Here is a 16,368-nt window from a genome sequence, read left to right on the forward strand (position 1 = left end):
CGAGGCGGCTGGTGATGGACAGTAAAGCGCGGCACCCTTTCAAGTGGTTCGGCCTCTTGACGCCCCTGAGCGTCCTGCTGACTATGACGCTGGGCACAGCGACGCTGCGTGCCAGTCCGATCGATGACGAGCGACAGCCTGAACCGTCCGACCCTTCGGCTTACTACGACGAACCGGCAGACAAACCAGCCGCCCTGAACGCCATCCTGACCATGCCCGAGGCTAACGAAGACTCCTTCGATTTGCCTGATGGCGTCAAAGGCAGCCGCGACACCCCGCGCACGGAAAACATCCTGCCGCCGGCGGTGCAGACCAGTTTCAATTACCCCACCAATGGCAAACCCAGCCCGCTGTTCGGCGCCCAGCCGTTCACCCAGCAACTGTTGCTGTTCGAAGAGTTCGGCCCGGAAAAACTCGACCCCACGACGCCGGCGGCGCTGCTGCCATTTCCACCGGCAGCCATTGGTCCGGCGCCTCAGCAAGACCCCAACAATGCAGCCCGCAGCGCACCACAGAGCGCGGCCCTTGACGCGTTTTTGCGTCAACCGGGGCTGACGCCGTTCCCGAGCCAGTTTTCCAACGTGGTCGACCGCAACCCGTGGCAGGCGCAGATCGAGTACTTCCTCAACCGCCACATCGGCTCTTCGGCGGAAGGTCGTCCACCAGGAAAGGGCTGGTCGCATCAGCGCTGGAACGAGTTCTACCCGCAACTGGCCTACAAGACCGTGCAGACCGGCGCACGAGCCAATGGCGGCTTGCGTGACGCCCGTCAGATGCACGGCTATGCCCTGGGCGAGTTCGGCCCCGGTGGTCTCTATCACAACGTCGCCGGAGTGCCGGCAACCGATGGCACCGCCAAGGGGGTGGATACGCGTTTCCACCCGAACATGCCGGTGCAAAACCACAACTCGGTGTGGACCTTCGACGGCACCTTTCCGCCCAAATTGCTGATGGTGCGTTACGGTCAACCGGTGCTGATGCGTCACTACAACGGTTTGCCGATCGACCCGTCGGCCAACATGGGGTTTGGTCTGCATACCATCAGCACCCACGAACACAATGGTCACGCGCCGGCGGAAAGCGACGGCTATGCCAACGCATTTTTCTTTCCGGGGCAGTATTACGATTATCGCTGGCCGATCCAGCTGGCCGGTTACGACAGCATCAACACGGACGCGCACGATCCGCGCGCGGCGTTCCCGTGCGCGCCGGGCGAAACCCTGTGGACCAACGACCTCAGCCCCAGCCGCAAGACCTGCGATCACGGCACGATCAAGATCCGCGGCGACTGGCGTGAAACCATGAGCACCCACTGGTTTCACGACCACATGCTCGATTTCACCGCGCAGAATGTCTACAAGGGCAACGCGGCGATGATGAACTACTACAGCGCCCTGGACCGCGGCAACGAATCGGTGAACGACGGCGTCAACCTGCGCTTCCCCAGCGGCAGCGCCTTGCCGTGGGGCAACCGCGACTACGACGTCAATCTGGTGGTGGCCGACAAAGCCTGGGATCCAGCCGGTCAGCTCTGGTTCAACCCGTTCAACACCGACGGTTTCCTCGGTGACCAGGTGCTGGTCAACTGGCAATGGAAACCCACCCTGGATGTGCGTGCCCGCAGCTATCGGTTCCGCATCCTCAATGGTTCGGTGTCGCGGTATTTCAAACTGGCGCTGGTGCGCGAGATCAAGGGCAGCAGCGGCGAATTCCAGGGCCCCAAAGGTTCCGGGGTGTCGTATGCCCGCGTGCCGTTCCACATGATTGCCAACGACGGCAACATCATGGAACACAGCGTGCCGTTCGATGGGAGCATGGACCTCGATGCCGACGGCGATAAACAGAATCACAATGCGATCCTGCCGACCCAAGGCATCGCCGAGCGCTTCGACATCATCGTCAACTTCGCGAAAAACGGCATCAAGCCCGGAGACAAGTTGTTCTTCGTCAACCTGCTGGTGCATGACGATGGCAAAGGCCCGAAAGAACCGGTGTCGCTGTCCGATGTGCTGTCGGAGAAATACCTGGCCGTGATCAAGCAAAGCAGCAAGGGGCCGCAGTGGGACAAAGGTGACCCGGCGGTAGGCAGACTGTTGCAACTCAACGTCAAGGCCTACACCGGTCAGGACCTGGCCATGGACCCGGCAGCATACGAGCCGGCCAAACCCGGTAAGGCCGAAGGGCTGGTGATGATCCCGTTGAAGATTCATCGCGATAACGCTGCCGACAAGCAGCTGCTGGCCAACGCCCGTCACCGCACCTTCACCTTCGGCCGTTCCGACGGCACGGATGAAGCACCGTGGACCGTCAAGACGGATGGCGGCTTCGGTTTCCACATGGATCCGCGCCGATTGAACGCCTCGACCAAACTGGCCAGCGGCCCGACCGATGCCGGCATCACCGCCTTCGGTACGCTCGAAGTGTGGAACATCAAGGCCGGCGGCAAGGGCTGGAGCCACCCGGTGCACGTGCACTTCGAGGAGGGGATCATCCTCAGCCGCGGCGGCAAGGCGCCACCGGAATGGGAAAAGTGGGCGCGCAAGGATGTTTACCGCATCGGCTCGGAAAACGATGGCCTGGACAGCGTCGAGATGGCGATCAACTTCCGCGAATTTGCCGGGACCTACATGGAGCACTGTCACAACACGCAGCATGAGGACAACTCCATGCTGTTGCGCTGGGACATCGAGAAACCCGGGCAATTCCAGTTGATGCCGACCCCGTTGCCCAGCTGGGATGGTGTGCGCTATGTGAACTCGGCCGCGCTGCCAACCTTCCGCAATGGCGATGGCTTCGGCCCGCAAGTGACGGTGAAAAAATGAACCGGGCAGGCGCCGACAGACCACTGCCGACGCCGCGCTCCCGCGCTTTGGGCATGCACCTGATTTTGATGCTGGTGACCTGTCTGCTGGCGACTCGGGTGCTGGTCGCCCATGAAGGTGCTCTGGCGCCGCAGGAGTCGGCAACCCCCTGGGGCGGCGACTATTTCCCCAACACCCTGCTGACCGACCAGGACGGTCGGCAGGTGCATTTTTTCGATGACCTGATCAAGGGCAAAGTCGTAGTGATCAACTTCATCTTCACCTCGTGCAGCGACTCCTGTCCGCTGGAAACCGCGCGCCTGCGTCAGGTGCAAAAGTTGCTGGGGGACCGGGTCGGTCAGGACATCTTTTTCTACTCGATCAGCATCGATCCGTTGAGCGATACCCCCGAAGTGCTCAAGGCCTACTCGCAACGCTTCAAGGTCGGGCCGGGCTGGCAGTTTCTCACCGGGGAATTCGACGCCGTCACCGACTTGCGCAAGAAACTCGGGCTGTTCATTGAAGGCGTCGACAACGGCCGCAACAAGGACCACAACCTGAGTCTGATGGTCGGCAACCAGGGCACGGGCCGCTGGATGAAAGCCTCTCCCTTCGAGAACCCATGGATCCTCGCCGATCAATTGGCCAACACCTTGCAGAACTGGAAGCAGGCCAGCGCTGAAGAGAGCTATGCCAACGCACCCGAGATCCGTGCACCGAGCAACGGCGAAGAGTTGTTTCGCACCCGTTGCGCGTCGTGCCACAGCCTCGGGCCGCAAGACGGGCAGGGCATCGGTATGCGCAGCATCGGCCCGGACCTGATCGGCGTGACCCGTCTGCGCGATCCGGCGTGGCTCAGTCGCTGGATCCGCGAACCGGACCGCATGCTCGCCGAGCAGGATCCGATCGCGACGAAACTGTTTGAACGTTTTGACCGGATCCCGATGCCGAACCTGCGCCTGGATGAGAACGCGGCGCAGTCCATCATGGGTTTTTTGCAGGAAGAAACCGATCGTCAACAACCGTTGCAGGCAGCGCAGGTGCAATAGCGGCTACTTACTATCATTCGGGCGCCGGTCTCGATCATTGCCACCTACACTGATTCGAAACGTCACTGAAAAGGCTTCAGCATCAAGGATCCAGCCATGCAGATACTGGAAGAGCAAAAAGTACCTGCGCCGTCGAGTACGCCGGCGGCACAAGGCATGGGCTGGCGCGGCCAGTTCAACCTGCTGCGCTGGTTTTCCCTGGGCAGTTTTTTCATCATCGCCGCCGTGGCGATGGGCTTGGGCTACATTTCCACGCGTTTTGTGGTCGAGGAGAGCATCGAGCGTGACTCGATGCTGACCGCGCAATTCATTCAGGCGATCGGCGATGCTGAAATTCGTCACGCGGGCATCACCCTGACAAGAACCATGGGTGAAATGCTTGATCCTCGCCAGGACAATAACTATCCCGACGTCGATCCTGGATCCCGTGCAGCGGCCCGCATCGAGTTTCTCGATCATGTCGAACATCTGCCGGATTCCCTGTTGGCGGTGGTGTACGCCCTGGATCGCACCGTGGTCTGGTCGACCAACCCGCAAATGATCGGCATGCGTGTCGAAGGTGACGAGGAACTGGACGAGTCCTTCGAAATGAAGGAGCCGGTATCCACCAGTTATCACCAGATCGACGACGAGCGACCCGAGCAGATGCTGCTGCGCGAGCCCAAGTATCTGTTCATCGAGAACTACATCCCGATGTTCAATGCCGACAAGAGCAAAGTGATTGCGATGGTCGAGATCTACAAGGAGCCGGCGGACCTGGTGGACCGTATCCAGCGTGGCTTCAAGGCCATCTGGCTGGCGACCGGGCTCGGCGGCGCGGCCATCTTCCTCGGGCTGTTCTGGATCGTGCGGCGCGCGGCCACGCTGCTGGAAAGCCAGCAGAAACAACTGGTCGCCAACGAAACGTTTGTGGCCCTGGGGGAAATGTCTTCGGCCGTGGCCCACAGCTTGCGCAATCCGCTGGCGAACATCCGCTCCAGTGCCGAACTGGCCCAGGAAATCGCCAGCCAGAGCGCGCAGAAAAATATCGGCGACATCATCAATCAGGTCGATCGCATGTCGCGCTGGGTTCGCGAGCTGCTGGTGTCGTTGCGACCGATGAATGACGAGTACGAAAGGGTGGACCTGATGCTGGCCATCGACGACACCCTGAGTGCCTTCGAAGCGCTGATCAACCGCTCTCATGTCGAAGTTCGTTTCACTCCCAATGCCTGCCCGCCGGTCGTCAGCCAACAAGTGCTGTTGACGCAAATTCTCAACAGCTTGTTCGCCAACGCGCTGGAAGCCATGCCTAAGGGCGGACTGCTGGGCATCGAGATTGAATCGACGTCGCCCGGTCACGTGCGCATGACCCTGAGCGATACCGGCAAGGGCATGACCAAACAGCAGCAGCAAATGGTCTTCAAGCCGTTTTTCACCACGAAGCAAGGCGGGTTGGGCGTCGGCCTGGCGTTGGTGAAACGAATAATGGAACGCTACGAGGGCTCGGTCGAACTGACCAGTCAGGAGCAGGAAGGAACCCGCGTCAGTCTCAACTTTAAAGTGGCAACGGGAGGGGAATATGGAGCACAGCATTCTGCTGGTCGAGGATGACGAACTCCTCGCCGAGAACATCCAGACCTACCTGGAGCGCAAGGACTTCGAGGTGACGGTCTGCCACTCGGCTGAAGCGGCGCTGGAGCAACTGCGCACGGTCGCCCCGGACGTGGTGCTGACCGACAACTCGCTGCCGGGCATGAGCGGTCACGAACTGATCCAGAAGCTGCGCATCAGCGCGCCGGACCTGAAAGTGATCATGATGACCGGCTACGGCAATGTCGAAGACGCCGTGGTGGCGATGAAAGAGGGCGCGTTCCATTACGTCACCAAACCGGTGGCATTGCCGGAGCTCAGGCTGTTGCTGGACAAGGCTCTGGCCACCGACCGGATGGAGCGCACGCTGTCGTTCTATCAGGAACGTGAAGCGCAGAAGTCGGGGGTGCAGGCCTTGATCGGCGAATCGGCTCCCATGCTCTATCTCAAAGGCACCATTGCGCAGCTGCTCGACGCCGAGCGCCGGATGGCCAACACCGATCTGCCGCCCGTGCTGGTAGAAGGCGAGACCGGCACCGGCAAGGAACTGGTGGCCCGCGCGCTGCATTTTGACGGTCCGCGTGCCAAGGGGCCGTTCATTGAATTCAACTGCGCATCGATTCCTTCCAACCTGGTGGAGTCGGAATTGTTCGGCCACGAAAAGGGCGCGTTCACCGATGCCAAGGACCGTCGCGTCGGCCTGGTGGAAGCGGCCGATGGCGGCACGCTGTTTCTTGATGAAGTGGGTGAAATGGACCTGCTGCTGCAAGCCAAATTGCTGAAGCTTCTGGAGGACCGGACCATTCGCCGGGTCGGTTCGGTGAAGGAGCGCAAGGTCGATTTGCGGGTGATCAGCGCCACCAACTGCAACCTTGAGCAAATGGTCCAGCAGGGCAAGTTCCGCCGTGACCTGTTCTTCCGCCTGCGCATCATCTCGATCAAGGTGCCGCGCCTGTTCGCCCGTGGCGAAGACATCCTGCTGCTGGCCCGGCACTTCCTGGGGATCCACGGCAAGCGCTATGGCAAACCGAACCTGCATTTCAGCGATCAGGCCGAAGAGTTGCTGCTCGGCTACACCTGGCCGGGCAACGTGCGCGAGTTGCGCAACATGCTCGAACAAACCGTGCTGCTGGCCCAGACCGACACCATCGCCCCTCACCAGTTGAATGTCTGCCTGAGCCTGATGGACGAACCGCTGGCGATGCCGGAGGCGCCACACCACAGCGAGCCACGACCGGCCTACAACGGCAACGAATCGATGAACCTGCCGGAAGTGGAACGCGACATGGTGCGCAAGATGCTCGACAAGACCGACTGGAACGTCACCAAGTCCGCTCGGCTGCTGGGCCTGAGCCGCGACATGCTGCGCTACCGGATCGAAAAACTCGGCCTCGCGCGCCCGGACAAGCGTCAGTGGTAAACGGGCGTCGCCTGGCCCTGGCGGCTGAGACAGGCCAGCAGGCAGGTGGGATCGATGACTTCTTCGTTCACGTAGACGCCGCGTTCGGCGTCATAGGAGCGGATGAACACTCGTACGGTGGCGTCCGCGACCGTCGGCAACCGTGAGTCGGAGAACTCATGCTGGCTGGCGATCGGGATGAAATCCGGAGGGGGTGTCGGGATGTACGAGCGCGGTGGCACGGTGCTCAGGGTCGGCGGAACGGGGTGGGCGAACGGCTGGTTTTCCCCGTAATAGTTGAACTCGCTGCTGTACGCGGACGTGGGTGTCAGGCTGTCTTGCGCGTGAGCACCGGTGGCGGCGGTCAGGCAGAGGGCGAATATCAGCGGCAGATCGGTGTGTTTCATGGCTGCACCTGCGAAATCGGTTTTCCCGCAATTTCCCCAAGGTCATTAACTATAGCTGCCAGACGTGGGCGATGCCTGGCTTACAACATTCCAACAAACGCCACATGGGTTTTTCAAAAACACTGATCTAGACTCGGGTCGGCCTGATAACCCCCGAGTTCTGGAGTGTGCAATGGAAATGCCGACAAAAGAAAACGCCATCGCCAGCAACCGCGATGCCTGGAATGACTCCGCCCGACACCACAAAAACGCTCCCGAATGGCAGTCCCTGTTGAAGGCCGTCACTCAACGGGATTTTTCCTGCATCGACGACACCTTGCGCGGTGTGCTGGAACAGGTCGGCGTCGACGGCAAGGACGTGGTGCAACTGGGCTGCAACAACGGCCGCGAAAGTCTTTCGCTGTTTGCGTTGGGTGCCCGCAGTGTCGTGGGTGTTGACCAGTCCGAGGCCTTTCTCGATCAGGCGCGGGAGCTGGCGTCCCGCTCGCCGCACGCACCTGAATTCATCGAGGCTGACATCCATCATCTGCCAAGCGAACTGCATGACCGGTTCGATGTGGCGCTGATTACCATCGGCGTCTTGAACTGGATGCCGGACATCGGCGAATTCTTCCACCATGTCGCCCGCACCCTCAAGCCCGGTGGCGCGCTGGTGATCTACGAAACCCATCCGTTCCTGGAGATGTTCGACCCTGAAGCCGCCGACCCGTATGGCTTGGCCAGTTCATACTTTCGCAGCGAGCCGTTTGTGCAAGACCAGCCGATCGTCTACGAAGGCAAGGTCGAGCAGCAGGCGGCGACGTCCTACTGGTTCGTCCACACGCTGGGCGCGATCTTCACCGGCGCTATCGAGGCGGGGTTGCAGATCAGCCATTTCAAGGAATATCCGCATTCCAATCGTGAGGAGCTTTATGACCGCTATCAGAAGCGCACGGCGCAATTGCCGTTGTGTTTTTCGTGGGTGGGGGTGAAGTACTGAGGTCAAATCAAAAACACCGCAGTACCTGTGGGAGCGTGGCTTGCCCGCGAATAGGCCGGCCCATTCACCGCAGCTGTAAAGGTCTCCTCCACCGCGCTCAATCCAACCTGATCGCGCTCCCTAGAGCGTGTCGTTGGCGGAAAAGGACCGAAAACCGCAACGGACAAAACCCGCCCCGGCCCGCTATCCTTTGCCCCACGCTCCTCAATCAGGTTCAACCATGCTTCAGGTCCAAGGCGTCTTCAAAAGCTACGCCACTCCGCAAGGTCCGCTGCCGGTGTTGCAAGGTGTCGACCTGACGCTCAAAGCCGGCAGCAGCCTGGCGTTGATGGGCGAGTCGGGCAGCGGCAAGAGCACCTTGCTGCACCTGATCGCCGGGCTGGACAAGGTCGATCGCGGCAGCATCCGCAGTGGCGTGCATCAGCTGGATCAGATGAACGAAGGGCAGCTGGCGAACTGGCGGCGGACTGAAATCGGTCTGGTGTTCCAGCAGTTCAACCTGATCGGCAGTTTGCGCGTGGAGGACAATCTGGCGTTTCAGGCGCGGCTGGCCGGGCGGCACGACCCGCGTTGGCAGGCGCATCTGGTGCAGCGTCTGGGGTTGGGGGATTTGCTGCGGCGTTATCCGGAGCAGTTGTCCGGCGGTCAACAGCAGCGGGTCGCACTGGGGCGGGCGCTGGCCTCGCAACCCAAACTGCTGCTGGCCGACGAGCCCACCGGCAGCCTCGATGAAGCCACCAGCGATGAAGTGTTGAAGTTGTTGCTGGAGCTGCTCGACGACAGCCCCACGACGTTGTTGATGGTCACTCACAGCCCGAGAGTGGCGGCGCGACTGGCGCAGAAAGTGGTGTTGCACCGTGGTCGCCTGGCTGGCGCGGACGAGCGCTGAAGTGCGGGTTTTTCGCGAAACGATGCGCGCGCTGCTCAGCCATTGGCGACAGCACCCGGTGCAGTTTTTCAGTGTGCTGATCGGGCTCTGGCTGGCCACCAGCCTGTTGACCGGCGTGCAGGCGCTGAACAGTCAGGCGCGGGAAAGTTATGCGCGGGCCAGTCAATTGATCGGCGGCGAACCCCAGGCCAGCCTCAGTGCCCCGAGTGGTGGGACGTTTCCACAGGCATTGTTTATCGAGCTGCGCCGTGCGGGCTGGCCGGTGTCGCCGGTGTTGCAAGGACGAGTCACGCTCAAGGGCCATGAAGATCAACGCTTGCAGTTGATGGGCATCGAGCCGGTGTCGTTGCCGGCCGGTTCGGCGGTGGCCGGGCGGGCGATGGAGATTGAACAAATTGTCAGGTTCTTCAGCCCGCCGGGCAGTACCTGGATATCGCCGCAGACGTTGCAGGCGTTGGGGCTGCGCGAAGGTGAGCGTCCTTCCAGTTTGAACGGTGTGGCGTTGCCGCCACTGCAAATGCAAGCCGACATGGCCCCCGGTCTGTTGCTGGTGGACATTGGTTTCGCCCAGCAGATTCTGGGGCTGCCGGATCAACTGTCGCGGCTGCTGTTGCCCAAGGATTTCACCGCGACTTCGCCTGATCAATTCAAAGGCCAGCTCCAACTAAAAACCAGCGGCGAAGAGAACAACCTCTCGCGCCTGACCGAAAGCTTTCACCTGAACCTCGATGCCTTGGGTTTTCTCTCCTTTGTCGTTGGCCTGTTCATTGTTCACGCCGCGATCGGGCTGGCACTGGAGCAACGTCGGGGGCTGCTGCGAACCCTGCGCGCCTGTGGGGTCAGTGCTCGAATGCTGATCGTTTGCCTTGCCGTTGAGCTGGGTGGTCTGGCGCTGGTCGGCGGCATCGCAGGCGTCGCCAGCGGCTACCTGCTGGCCAGTGTGTTGCTGCCAGACGTCGCCGCCAGTCTGCGCGGGTTGTACGGCGCTGAAGTGGCGGGGCAGTTGAGCCTCAGCCCTGGGTGGTGGCTCAGCGGGGTTGGCCTGAGCCTGCTGGGTGCGATGCTGGCCGGTGCCAACAGCCTGTTGCGGGCGGCACGTTTGCCGTTGCTGGCCCTGGCCGATCCGCAGGCGTGGCATCAGGCCCATGCGCGCTGGTTGCGGCGTCAGGGCTGGGTGGCAGCGATTGCTGGCGTGATCGCACTGCTGGCGTTGATCGTTGGCGACAGCCTGGCCAGTGGATTCCTGCTGATGGCCGCGCTGCTGATCGGCGCGGCGCTGGCGCTGCCGGTGGTACTCGATACGGTGCTGAACCTGGTGCTGCAGCGCAGCCGCTCGGTGCTCGGTCAATGGTTTCTCGCCGATTGCCGTCAGCAATTGCCGGCCCTGAGCCTGGCGTTGATGGCGCTGTTGTTGGCGCTGGCGGCGAACATCGGCGCCGGCAGCATGACCGCCGGTTTTCGCCAGACCTTCAGCGACTGGCTCGAACAACGGCTGACCGCCGAGCTGTACGTGAACCCGCAAAATCCGGCCCAGGCCAGAGAACTGCAGAGCTGGCTCAAACAGCAACCCTCACTCAGCGCGGTGCTGCCCAACTGGCAGGTGTCGATCCAGTTGCAGGGCTGGCCGGCGGACGTTTTTGGCGTGATCGACCACCCGACGTATCGCCAGCACTGGCCGTTGCTGGAAGCCTTGGGCGACAATCCATGGGACCGATTGGCCAAGGACGACGCATTGATGCTCAGCGAGCAACTGGCCCGGCGCCTGAAGGTGCATCTCGGCGACCACCTCACGCTGCCCACGCCGAACGGCCCGTGGTCGCCGCGAATCGTCGGGATCTACGCCGACTACGGCAATCCCAAGGGCCACCTCCTGGTCAACGTCGACCACCTGCTGCGCGGCTGGCCGCAACTGACGCCGAACCGCTTCAACCTGCGCATCGAGCCGCCGCTGATCCCGGCCTTTCTGAAGACATTGCAAACACGTTTCGCCCTGGACGACAGCCGCATCGTCGATCAGGCCCGGCTCAAAGGCTGGTCCACCCAATTGTTCGAGCGCACCTTCGCCGCTACCGCCGCGCTGAACAGCCTGACCCTTGGTGTCGCGGGCGTGGCGCTGTTCATCAGCCTGCTGACCCAGAGCCAGAGCCGACTCGGGCAACTTGCGCCACTGTGGGCGTTGGGCGTTACCCGCCGACAGTTGATGCTGCTCAACCTCGGACAAACCTGGTTGCTGGCGGTGCTGACGCTGGTGCTGGCGTTGCCGCTGGGCATCGCGCTGGCGTGGTGCCTGGACACGGTGATCAACGTTCAGGCGTTCGGCTGGCGCCTGCCGTTGCGGGTGTTTCCGCTGCAACTGGCGCAGTTGATGGGGTTGGCGGTGCTGGCGACCTTGCTGGCGTCGGCGTGGCCGCTGTACTCGCTGTATCGCTCGCAACCGGCGGACCTGCTGAGGACGTTTGCTCATGAGGATTAAGCTCGGCTTGCTGGTGCTGGCACTTTTTTTGAGTGGTTGCGATGACTCGACGCCGGTCGAAAAAGGCTTCGCTGGCCTCGGTGGTGAAGCGGCCGCGTTTACCCCGGTCGTGCCTGGTCGGGTGTTCAGCTTTCCGGCGGATCACGGACCTCACGATGGTTTTCGCATCGAGTGGTGGTACATCACCGCCAATCTCAAGGACGATCAAGGTCACGAGTTTGGTGTGCAATGGACGCTGTTTCGCAGTGCCTTGAAAGCCACACCCGAAGTGGCAGGTTGGGCTAACCAGACGATCTGGCTGGGCCATGCGGCCGTGACCTCGGCGACGGTGCATCATGCGGCTGAACGCTATGCCCGTGGCGGCGTCGGCCAGGCCGGGGTGAGCGTGCAGCCGTTCAATGCGTGGATCGACGATTGGCGTTTCAGCAGTCAGGGCGCCGATACGCTGGCGGATCTTCAACTCAGCGCCCGTGACAAGCTTTTCAGCTACCAACTGCGGCTCACGTCCACGCGTCCGCCGGTGCTGCAAGGGGACAAGGGCTTCAGCCAGAAGTCCGAACAGGGCCAGGCGTCTTACTATTACAGTCAGCCTTTTTTTCAGGCCAGCGGTACGCTGGAGATCGACGGCAAGACCTATCAGGTCAGCGGCCCGGCGTGGCTTGATCGCGAGTGGAGCAGCCAGCCGCTGACCGCGAACCAGAGCGGTTGGGACTGGTTCTCCCTGCATTTGGACAGCGGCGAACAAGTCATGCTGTACCGCATGCGGCAGAAGAACGGCGAGCCATATCTCACCGGCACCTGGATCGACGCCCAGGGCCAGACTCAGTTGCTGCACGCCACCGACATCCGCCTCACCCCGCAAGACACCGCCACCGTCGCCGGGCGCTCAATGCCCGTGCGCTGGTCGATCACCATCCCCGCCAGACACCTCGACATCACCATTGACGCGCTCAACCCCAATGCCTGGATGGATTTGCGCATTCCGTACTGGGAAGGCCCCGTACGCCTCAGCGGCAGTCACGGAGGGCAGGGCTATCTGGAAATGACCGGCTATTAAGTCGGAACTCTCAGCAGCGCGTCGGCCTCCTAATTCATGAATGCCCGCGTTCCCAGGAGCCCGTGATGAGCGACGACCTCAAACCACCCGACCTTGCAGCATGGCAGCGCCTGTTTGAAGACAAGGCCTACTGGCAGCAATCCCCCGACGCCCATTACGCCGAGCTGCTGCGTGTGGCCGACGATTTGCTGGGGCAGGGCGCCATCGACCTCGACCAGTGGCAAGCCCTGAAGGCCAAGGCCGATCAATCCCACAAAGACTCGCCTGCCGTGAACGTCGCCCACGAGGTCGACGACCCCGACGCCTGAGGAGAACCAACGTGAACCGCCAATCGCCTGACACCTCGGAACACCCCGACGAACCGCGTCCACCCGGAGAAGTCGAGCGCGACAACGACGCCCTGCGACCCACCGATCCCACTCGCCGCAAGGACAGCGGCAAAGGCACCGAAAGCGGCGAATCCACCGCGCAAGAAACGGCGGATAATCGCTGAACAGCGTCTATGCTCAGTGGCACGGACGGCGCTGAGCTTTGGTTCAGAGTCGTCCGCTGCCATTCATTACAGGGAACGTAAGAATCTGGGCAACCTGAAGGTCGGGGATCAGGTCAAGATCGAAGTCACCCGCTCGGTGGCGGCCTATCTCGATACCGATGTCGACAAAGGACTGCCTGGCTCCATCGAGCACACCGGCGAAATCCGCGCGACAAAAGACAATCCAAACCCGGGCGGTGAAGCGTTCCGTCAGGTCCAGGTGCAGCTGAAAATCACTGCCATCGACCTGAAGAAAAACCAGGTGACTTTCGAGAATCCGGCGGGCCAGTCGAAAACCGTCAACGTCGAGAATCCTGAAGTGCAGAAAAAACTGAAGGACTTGAAAGTAGGGCAAAGCGTTGTCGTGACTTACACCGATGTATTGAAAGTGACCACCCAACACGAAAGTTGAGTATTGACTCTATAGTATCGATTGTTCCTGTATAACTTTTTTGTACAAGAATATTCGGTTTTATGGCCTAACCAGTGAGTTTTGTGGGTGTATGTAAGTCATATTTGGAATGACATTTAATCGTTGTTCGATAAATTTCATGTTATATGCGCGGACATATTCAAAGAGTTCTACTAAAATACTTTCCGTTCGCCCAGTGGCAGGGCTCTTTACCGGTGCATGGATTGCCAAGGCCATTACACTGGGCGAACACCTTCTTCAGGTGTGCTGATCCGTTGGCAGAAAAGACTGTTCCGTCAACTGGCCTGGCGCTTCTCCCGCAAGCACTGCGCCGGCCCGAAAGACTCGTTTGAGCGTTTGCCGTTCCGCTACCTCAAACACACCTCCAGGCTGATCCGCAAACTTGGTAACTCCGACCTTGCGCCGCGTCGTCATTGGTTGTTGGAGGCGAGGGTATAAAAAACGCACGATCAATGAGATCGTCCGATTTTTTTTTTGGGTTTTATTCGGGGTTTATCCTGGTTTCGAAATACGCACTAAAGCCCTTACCTTGGGTGAAGGCTTGTTCAATCCTGGCGCTTTGTATATTCAACTCAGCACTTGGCTTCACCCATTGCTCGGGTGGCAAGGGCCTGGACCAGTCTGAAACCGAGTCAGGCAGGCTTTTCATGCTGAAGCCATGATCCCACTCGGCAACCCAGTACGGGAATCGCCACCAAGTGATTGCATGCGAAAAATACCACCAGCCAACACCTGGCACCGAGCGCTCGTTGTGCCGGTACTCCTCGTGCATATCGGCCCGTTCTTGATCGAAAGTATGGCGACCCTCGTAAGGCGCCTTGCCGGGGCAGTATTGCGGCCCCTTTTCCATATAGATGCGGATCGCTTCCCACGTACCCAACCCATGGATAGGTGTCGCCACACCTCGATTCACAAAGTGGACTTTATCGGCCTTAGGGTCGTCGAAGGCCATGCCGAAGGTGTAAGTGCTCATCGTGCCTACGCCGGTTGAGCCCGTGCTGACGGAGAGCCAGGAGACCAGTTCTTCCCATGGCTGGATGACGGGTTCGTCGGAGTTGTGGGGGAAGAAACAGACTTCGCGGCGTTGGCGGTTGAAGCGGATGGGGCGGGTGCGGGATTTGGTGAGTGTGGAGCTGATCACAACATACAGTCCTAAAACTGCTGCTCCTGCTGCTCCCCAAGCACCGATGACAACGCCAGTGGAAAAAAACTCTATGAAAATGTAGATAAATGTTCGGCCGTAGGGATCTCCAATACTCATCAAACCGGCGATGGAAGGTCCTACTATCAAACTAACAATCAGCAAGAGCATTCCACTCGCGATCATAACCCTGGCTTGAAAAGCCTTATTGAAGTTGCTACTACCCACATCGAGATAAGTATCGTTGACCTCAAGAAAGCTTCCATCCAAGTCCATTGGCGTCTGCCCGGTAGGAATGGGTAAGGGTGAAAAGAACACTGCCTCGCCAGTGGCAAACCGTCGGGACTCACCAGCGACAGGACGCTGATTGCTCTGGTCCCGCCAATCACCGGGCTGTTTGATCTCTGCGCTCATAATGCCGAACTACCTGCGGACTCTTTTGCATCGGTTTTACTTAAGTTTGCGTTGAAGTACGTCATGAAATCCTGTCCTTGAGCAAAGGCTTTTTCGATCTTCGCGCTTTGTTCTTTCAAAGCTTGGCTTGGCTTCGCCCACTGCTCAGGCGGAAGAGGTTTAGACCAGTCTGCAATGGATTCAGGTAGAGATTTCATGCTGAAACGATGGTCCCATTCCGCAACCCAGTACGGAAAACGCCACCAAGTGATCAGGTGTGTCAGGTACCACCAACCAACTCCTAAAGCGGAGCGTTCGTTGTGCTGGTATTCCTCGTGCATGTCTTGTCGTTCTTTATCGAAGGTGTCGCGACTCTCGTAGGGTGCTTTGCCAGGGCAGAACTCAGGTCCTTTTTCCATGTAGACACGTATGGCTTCCCACTTACCCAAGCCATGAGCAGGAGTCATTACTCCTTGTCTAACAAAGTGCACTACGTCCGTTTTGGAGTCGTCGAACGCCATACCAAAGGTATAGGCGCTTGTCACTCCCACTCCAGTAACACCTGTACTGATTGAGAGCCAAGATACTGTCTCTTCCCATGGTTGAATGACGGGGATGTCAGTACCTTCGAGGAAGAAACAGACTTCACGACGTTGGCGGTTGAATCGAATAGGGCGGGTGCGGGACTTCGCTCTGGTAGTGCTCAAGATAACGTAAGTACCCAGGAGCGCCGCTATTCCTCCCCCCCAAATACTAAAGGTCACACCGAAATGGAACATGCCTGCCGTTCTGTCCCAAAAGGACTCGGAAAATGGATTTCCCCAAGTAGTAGATCCTGCAAGCAAAGGCAGAACAATCAGGCATGAGAAAATGAACATCATACCGAGCCCAATCATTGCCCTAGCTTGGAAAGCCTTGCCGAAATTACTACTGCCTACGTCAAGGAATGTGTCATTCACCTCAACAAAGCTTCCGCCAAAATCCATGGGGATTTGCCCGGTGGGCACAGGCAGTGGCGACAAAAATAGAGCCTCTCCAGTGGCAAAATGACGGGTTTCACCAGCGACAGGGCGCTGCTGTCGAATATCGAACTCGTCGTACTGCGGAGAGGTAGGTGTCATTCAGGATTACCATAAGGTGGGTTTGGACTGGGGCACGCCCACGGCAGCCTCTTTATCCGTTTCGGCAAATTTTACCTTGAAGTAATCGAACGTCTATGTAGCTGACTAAGGCAATTCGCGCT

General features: G+C 59.8%; 13 protein-coding genes and 1 pseudogene. 11 read left to right on the plus strand and 3 right to left on the minus strand.

The features are described 5' to 3' along the window. Positions 1 to 14: 14 nt before the first annotated feature. The 4 genes from ACM6IQ_RS12105 to ACM6IQ_RS12120 all read left to right on the plus strand — a co-directional run bounded on the left by ACM6IQ_RS12105 (position 15) and on the right by ACM6IQ_RS12120 (position 6,842). Positions 15 to 2,822: a multicopper oxidase domain-containing protein gene (locus tag ACM6IQ_RS12105; protein WP_414878872.1), complete on the plus strand. Its 2,808-nt coding sequence runs from the start codon at positions 15 to 17 to the stop codon at positions 2,820 to 2,822. Further along, positions 2,819 to 3,850, plus strand: coding sequence for an SCO family protein (locus ACM6IQ_RS12110; RefSeq protein ID WP_017337967.1), 1,032 nt, complete (start codon positions 2,819 to 2,821; stop codon positions 3,848 to 3,850). Before ACM6IQ_RS12105 ends, ACM6IQ_RS12110 begins: the two co-directional genes overlap by 4 nt. Before the next feature lie 96 nt (positions 3,851 to 3,946). Further along, positions 3,947 to 5,443: a sensor histidine kinase gene (locus tag ACM6IQ_RS12115; protein WP_414878873.1), complete on the plus strand. Its 1,497-nt coding sequence runs from the start codon at positions 3,947 to 3,949 to the stop codon at positions 5,441 to 5,443. After that, positions 5,412 to 6,842, plus strand: coding sequence for a sigma-54-dependent transcriptional regulator (locus ACM6IQ_RS12120; RefSeq protein ID WP_017337969.1), 1,431 nt, complete (start codon positions 5,412 to 5,414; stop codon positions 6,840 to 6,842). Before ACM6IQ_RS12115 ends, ACM6IQ_RS12120 begins: the two co-directional genes overlap by 32 nt. On the opposite strand, the gene ACM6IQ_RS12125 is transcribed toward ACM6IQ_RS12120, so the two are convergent. Further along, the gene (locus tag ACM6IQ_RS12125; RefSeq protein WP_017337970.1) at positions 6,833 to 7,228 is read right to left on the minus strand and encodes a hypothetical protein; all 396 of its coding nucleotides are present in this window, start codon (positions 7,226 to 7,228) and stop codon (positions 6,833 to 6,835) included. The genes ACM6IQ_RS12120 and ACM6IQ_RS12125 overlap by 10 nt on opposite strands. A gap of 172 nt (positions 7,229 to 7,400) precedes the next feature. Here ACM6IQ_RS12125 and ACM6IQ_RS12130 point away from each other — a divergent pair, with 172 nt between their 5' ends. The 7 genes and pseudogenes from ACM6IQ_RS12130 to ACM6IQ_RS12160 form a co-directional block, all read left to right on the plus strand. Then, the gene (locus ACM6IQ_RS12130; RefSeq protein ID WP_414878874.1) at positions 7,401 to 8,207 is read left to right on the plus strand and encodes a class I SAM-dependent methyltransferase; all 807 of its coding nucleotides are present in this window, start codon (positions 7,401 to 7,403) and stop codon (positions 8,205 to 8,207) included. Positions 8,208 to 8,427: 220 nt separating this feature from the next. Continuing rightward, a complete protein-coding gene (locus ACM6IQ_RS12135) occupies positions 8,428 to 9,096 on the plus strand; it encodes an ABC transporter ATP-binding protein (protein WP_017337972.1) in 669 nt (222 codons plus the stop codon). 1 nt (position 9,097) lies between these two features. Continuing rightward, on the plus strand, positions 9,098 to 11,569 hold the full coding sequence (locus ACM6IQ_RS12140; protein ID WP_414878987.1) for an ABC transporter permease: 2,472 nt from the start codon (positions 9,098 to 9,100) through the stop codon (positions 11,567 to 11,569). After that, entirely contained in the window at positions 11,559 to 12,626 is a 1,068-nt protein-coding gene (locus ACM6IQ_RS12145) for a lipocalin-like domain-containing protein (RefSeq protein ID WP_414878875.1), read from the plus strand. Before ACM6IQ_RS12140 ends, ACM6IQ_RS12145 begins: the two co-directional genes overlap by 11 nt. A gap of 65 nt (positions 12,627 to 12,691) precedes the next feature. Then, positions 12,692 to 12,934, plus strand: a complete 243-nt coding sequence (locus ACM6IQ_RS12150; RefSeq protein WP_017337975.1) for a hypothetical protein — start codon at positions 12,692 to 12,694, stop codon at positions 12,932 to 12,934. A gap of 11 nt (positions 12,935 to 12,945) precedes the next feature. Continuing rightward, positions 12,946 to 13,119 carry a hypothetical protein gene (locus ACM6IQ_RS12155; protein ID WP_017337976.1) on the plus strand — a complete coding sequence of 58 codons (174 nt, stop codon included), beginning with the start codon at positions 12,946 to 12,948 and terminating at the stop codon, positions 13,117 to 13,119. A gap of 79 nt (positions 13,120 to 13,198) precedes the next feature. Then, positions 13,199 to 13,570: pseudogene (locus ACM6IQ_RS12160) on the plus strand (hypothetical protein); the annotation flags it as partial. Positions 13,571 to 14,072: 502 nt separating this feature from the next. On the opposite strand, the gene ACM6IQ_RS12165 reads toward ACM6IQ_RS12160, so the two are convergent. Continuing rightward, positions 14,073 to 15,146 (minus strand): DUF6708 domain-containing protein, encoded by a 1,074-nt coding sequence (locus ACM6IQ_RS12165; RefSeq protein ID WP_414878876.1) that lies wholly within the window; start codon positions 15,144 to 15,146, stop codon positions 14,073 to 14,075. Further along, a complete protein-coding gene (locus ACM6IQ_RS12170; protein WP_414878877.1) occupies positions 15,143 to 16,246 on the minus strand; it encodes a DUF6708 domain-containing protein in 1,104 nt (367 codons plus the stop codon). The genes ACM6IQ_RS12165 and ACM6IQ_RS12170 overlap by 4 nt, the downstream gene beginning before the upstream one ends. Positions 16,247 to 16,368 lie beyond the last annotated feature (122 nt).

This window comes from Pseudomonas sp. IT-P100 (assembly GCF_949767185.1).
Taxonomy (GTDB): Bacteria; Pseudomonadota; Gammaproteobacteria; order Pseudomonadales; family Pseudomonadaceae; genus Aquipseudomonas; species Aquipseudomonas fluorescens_B.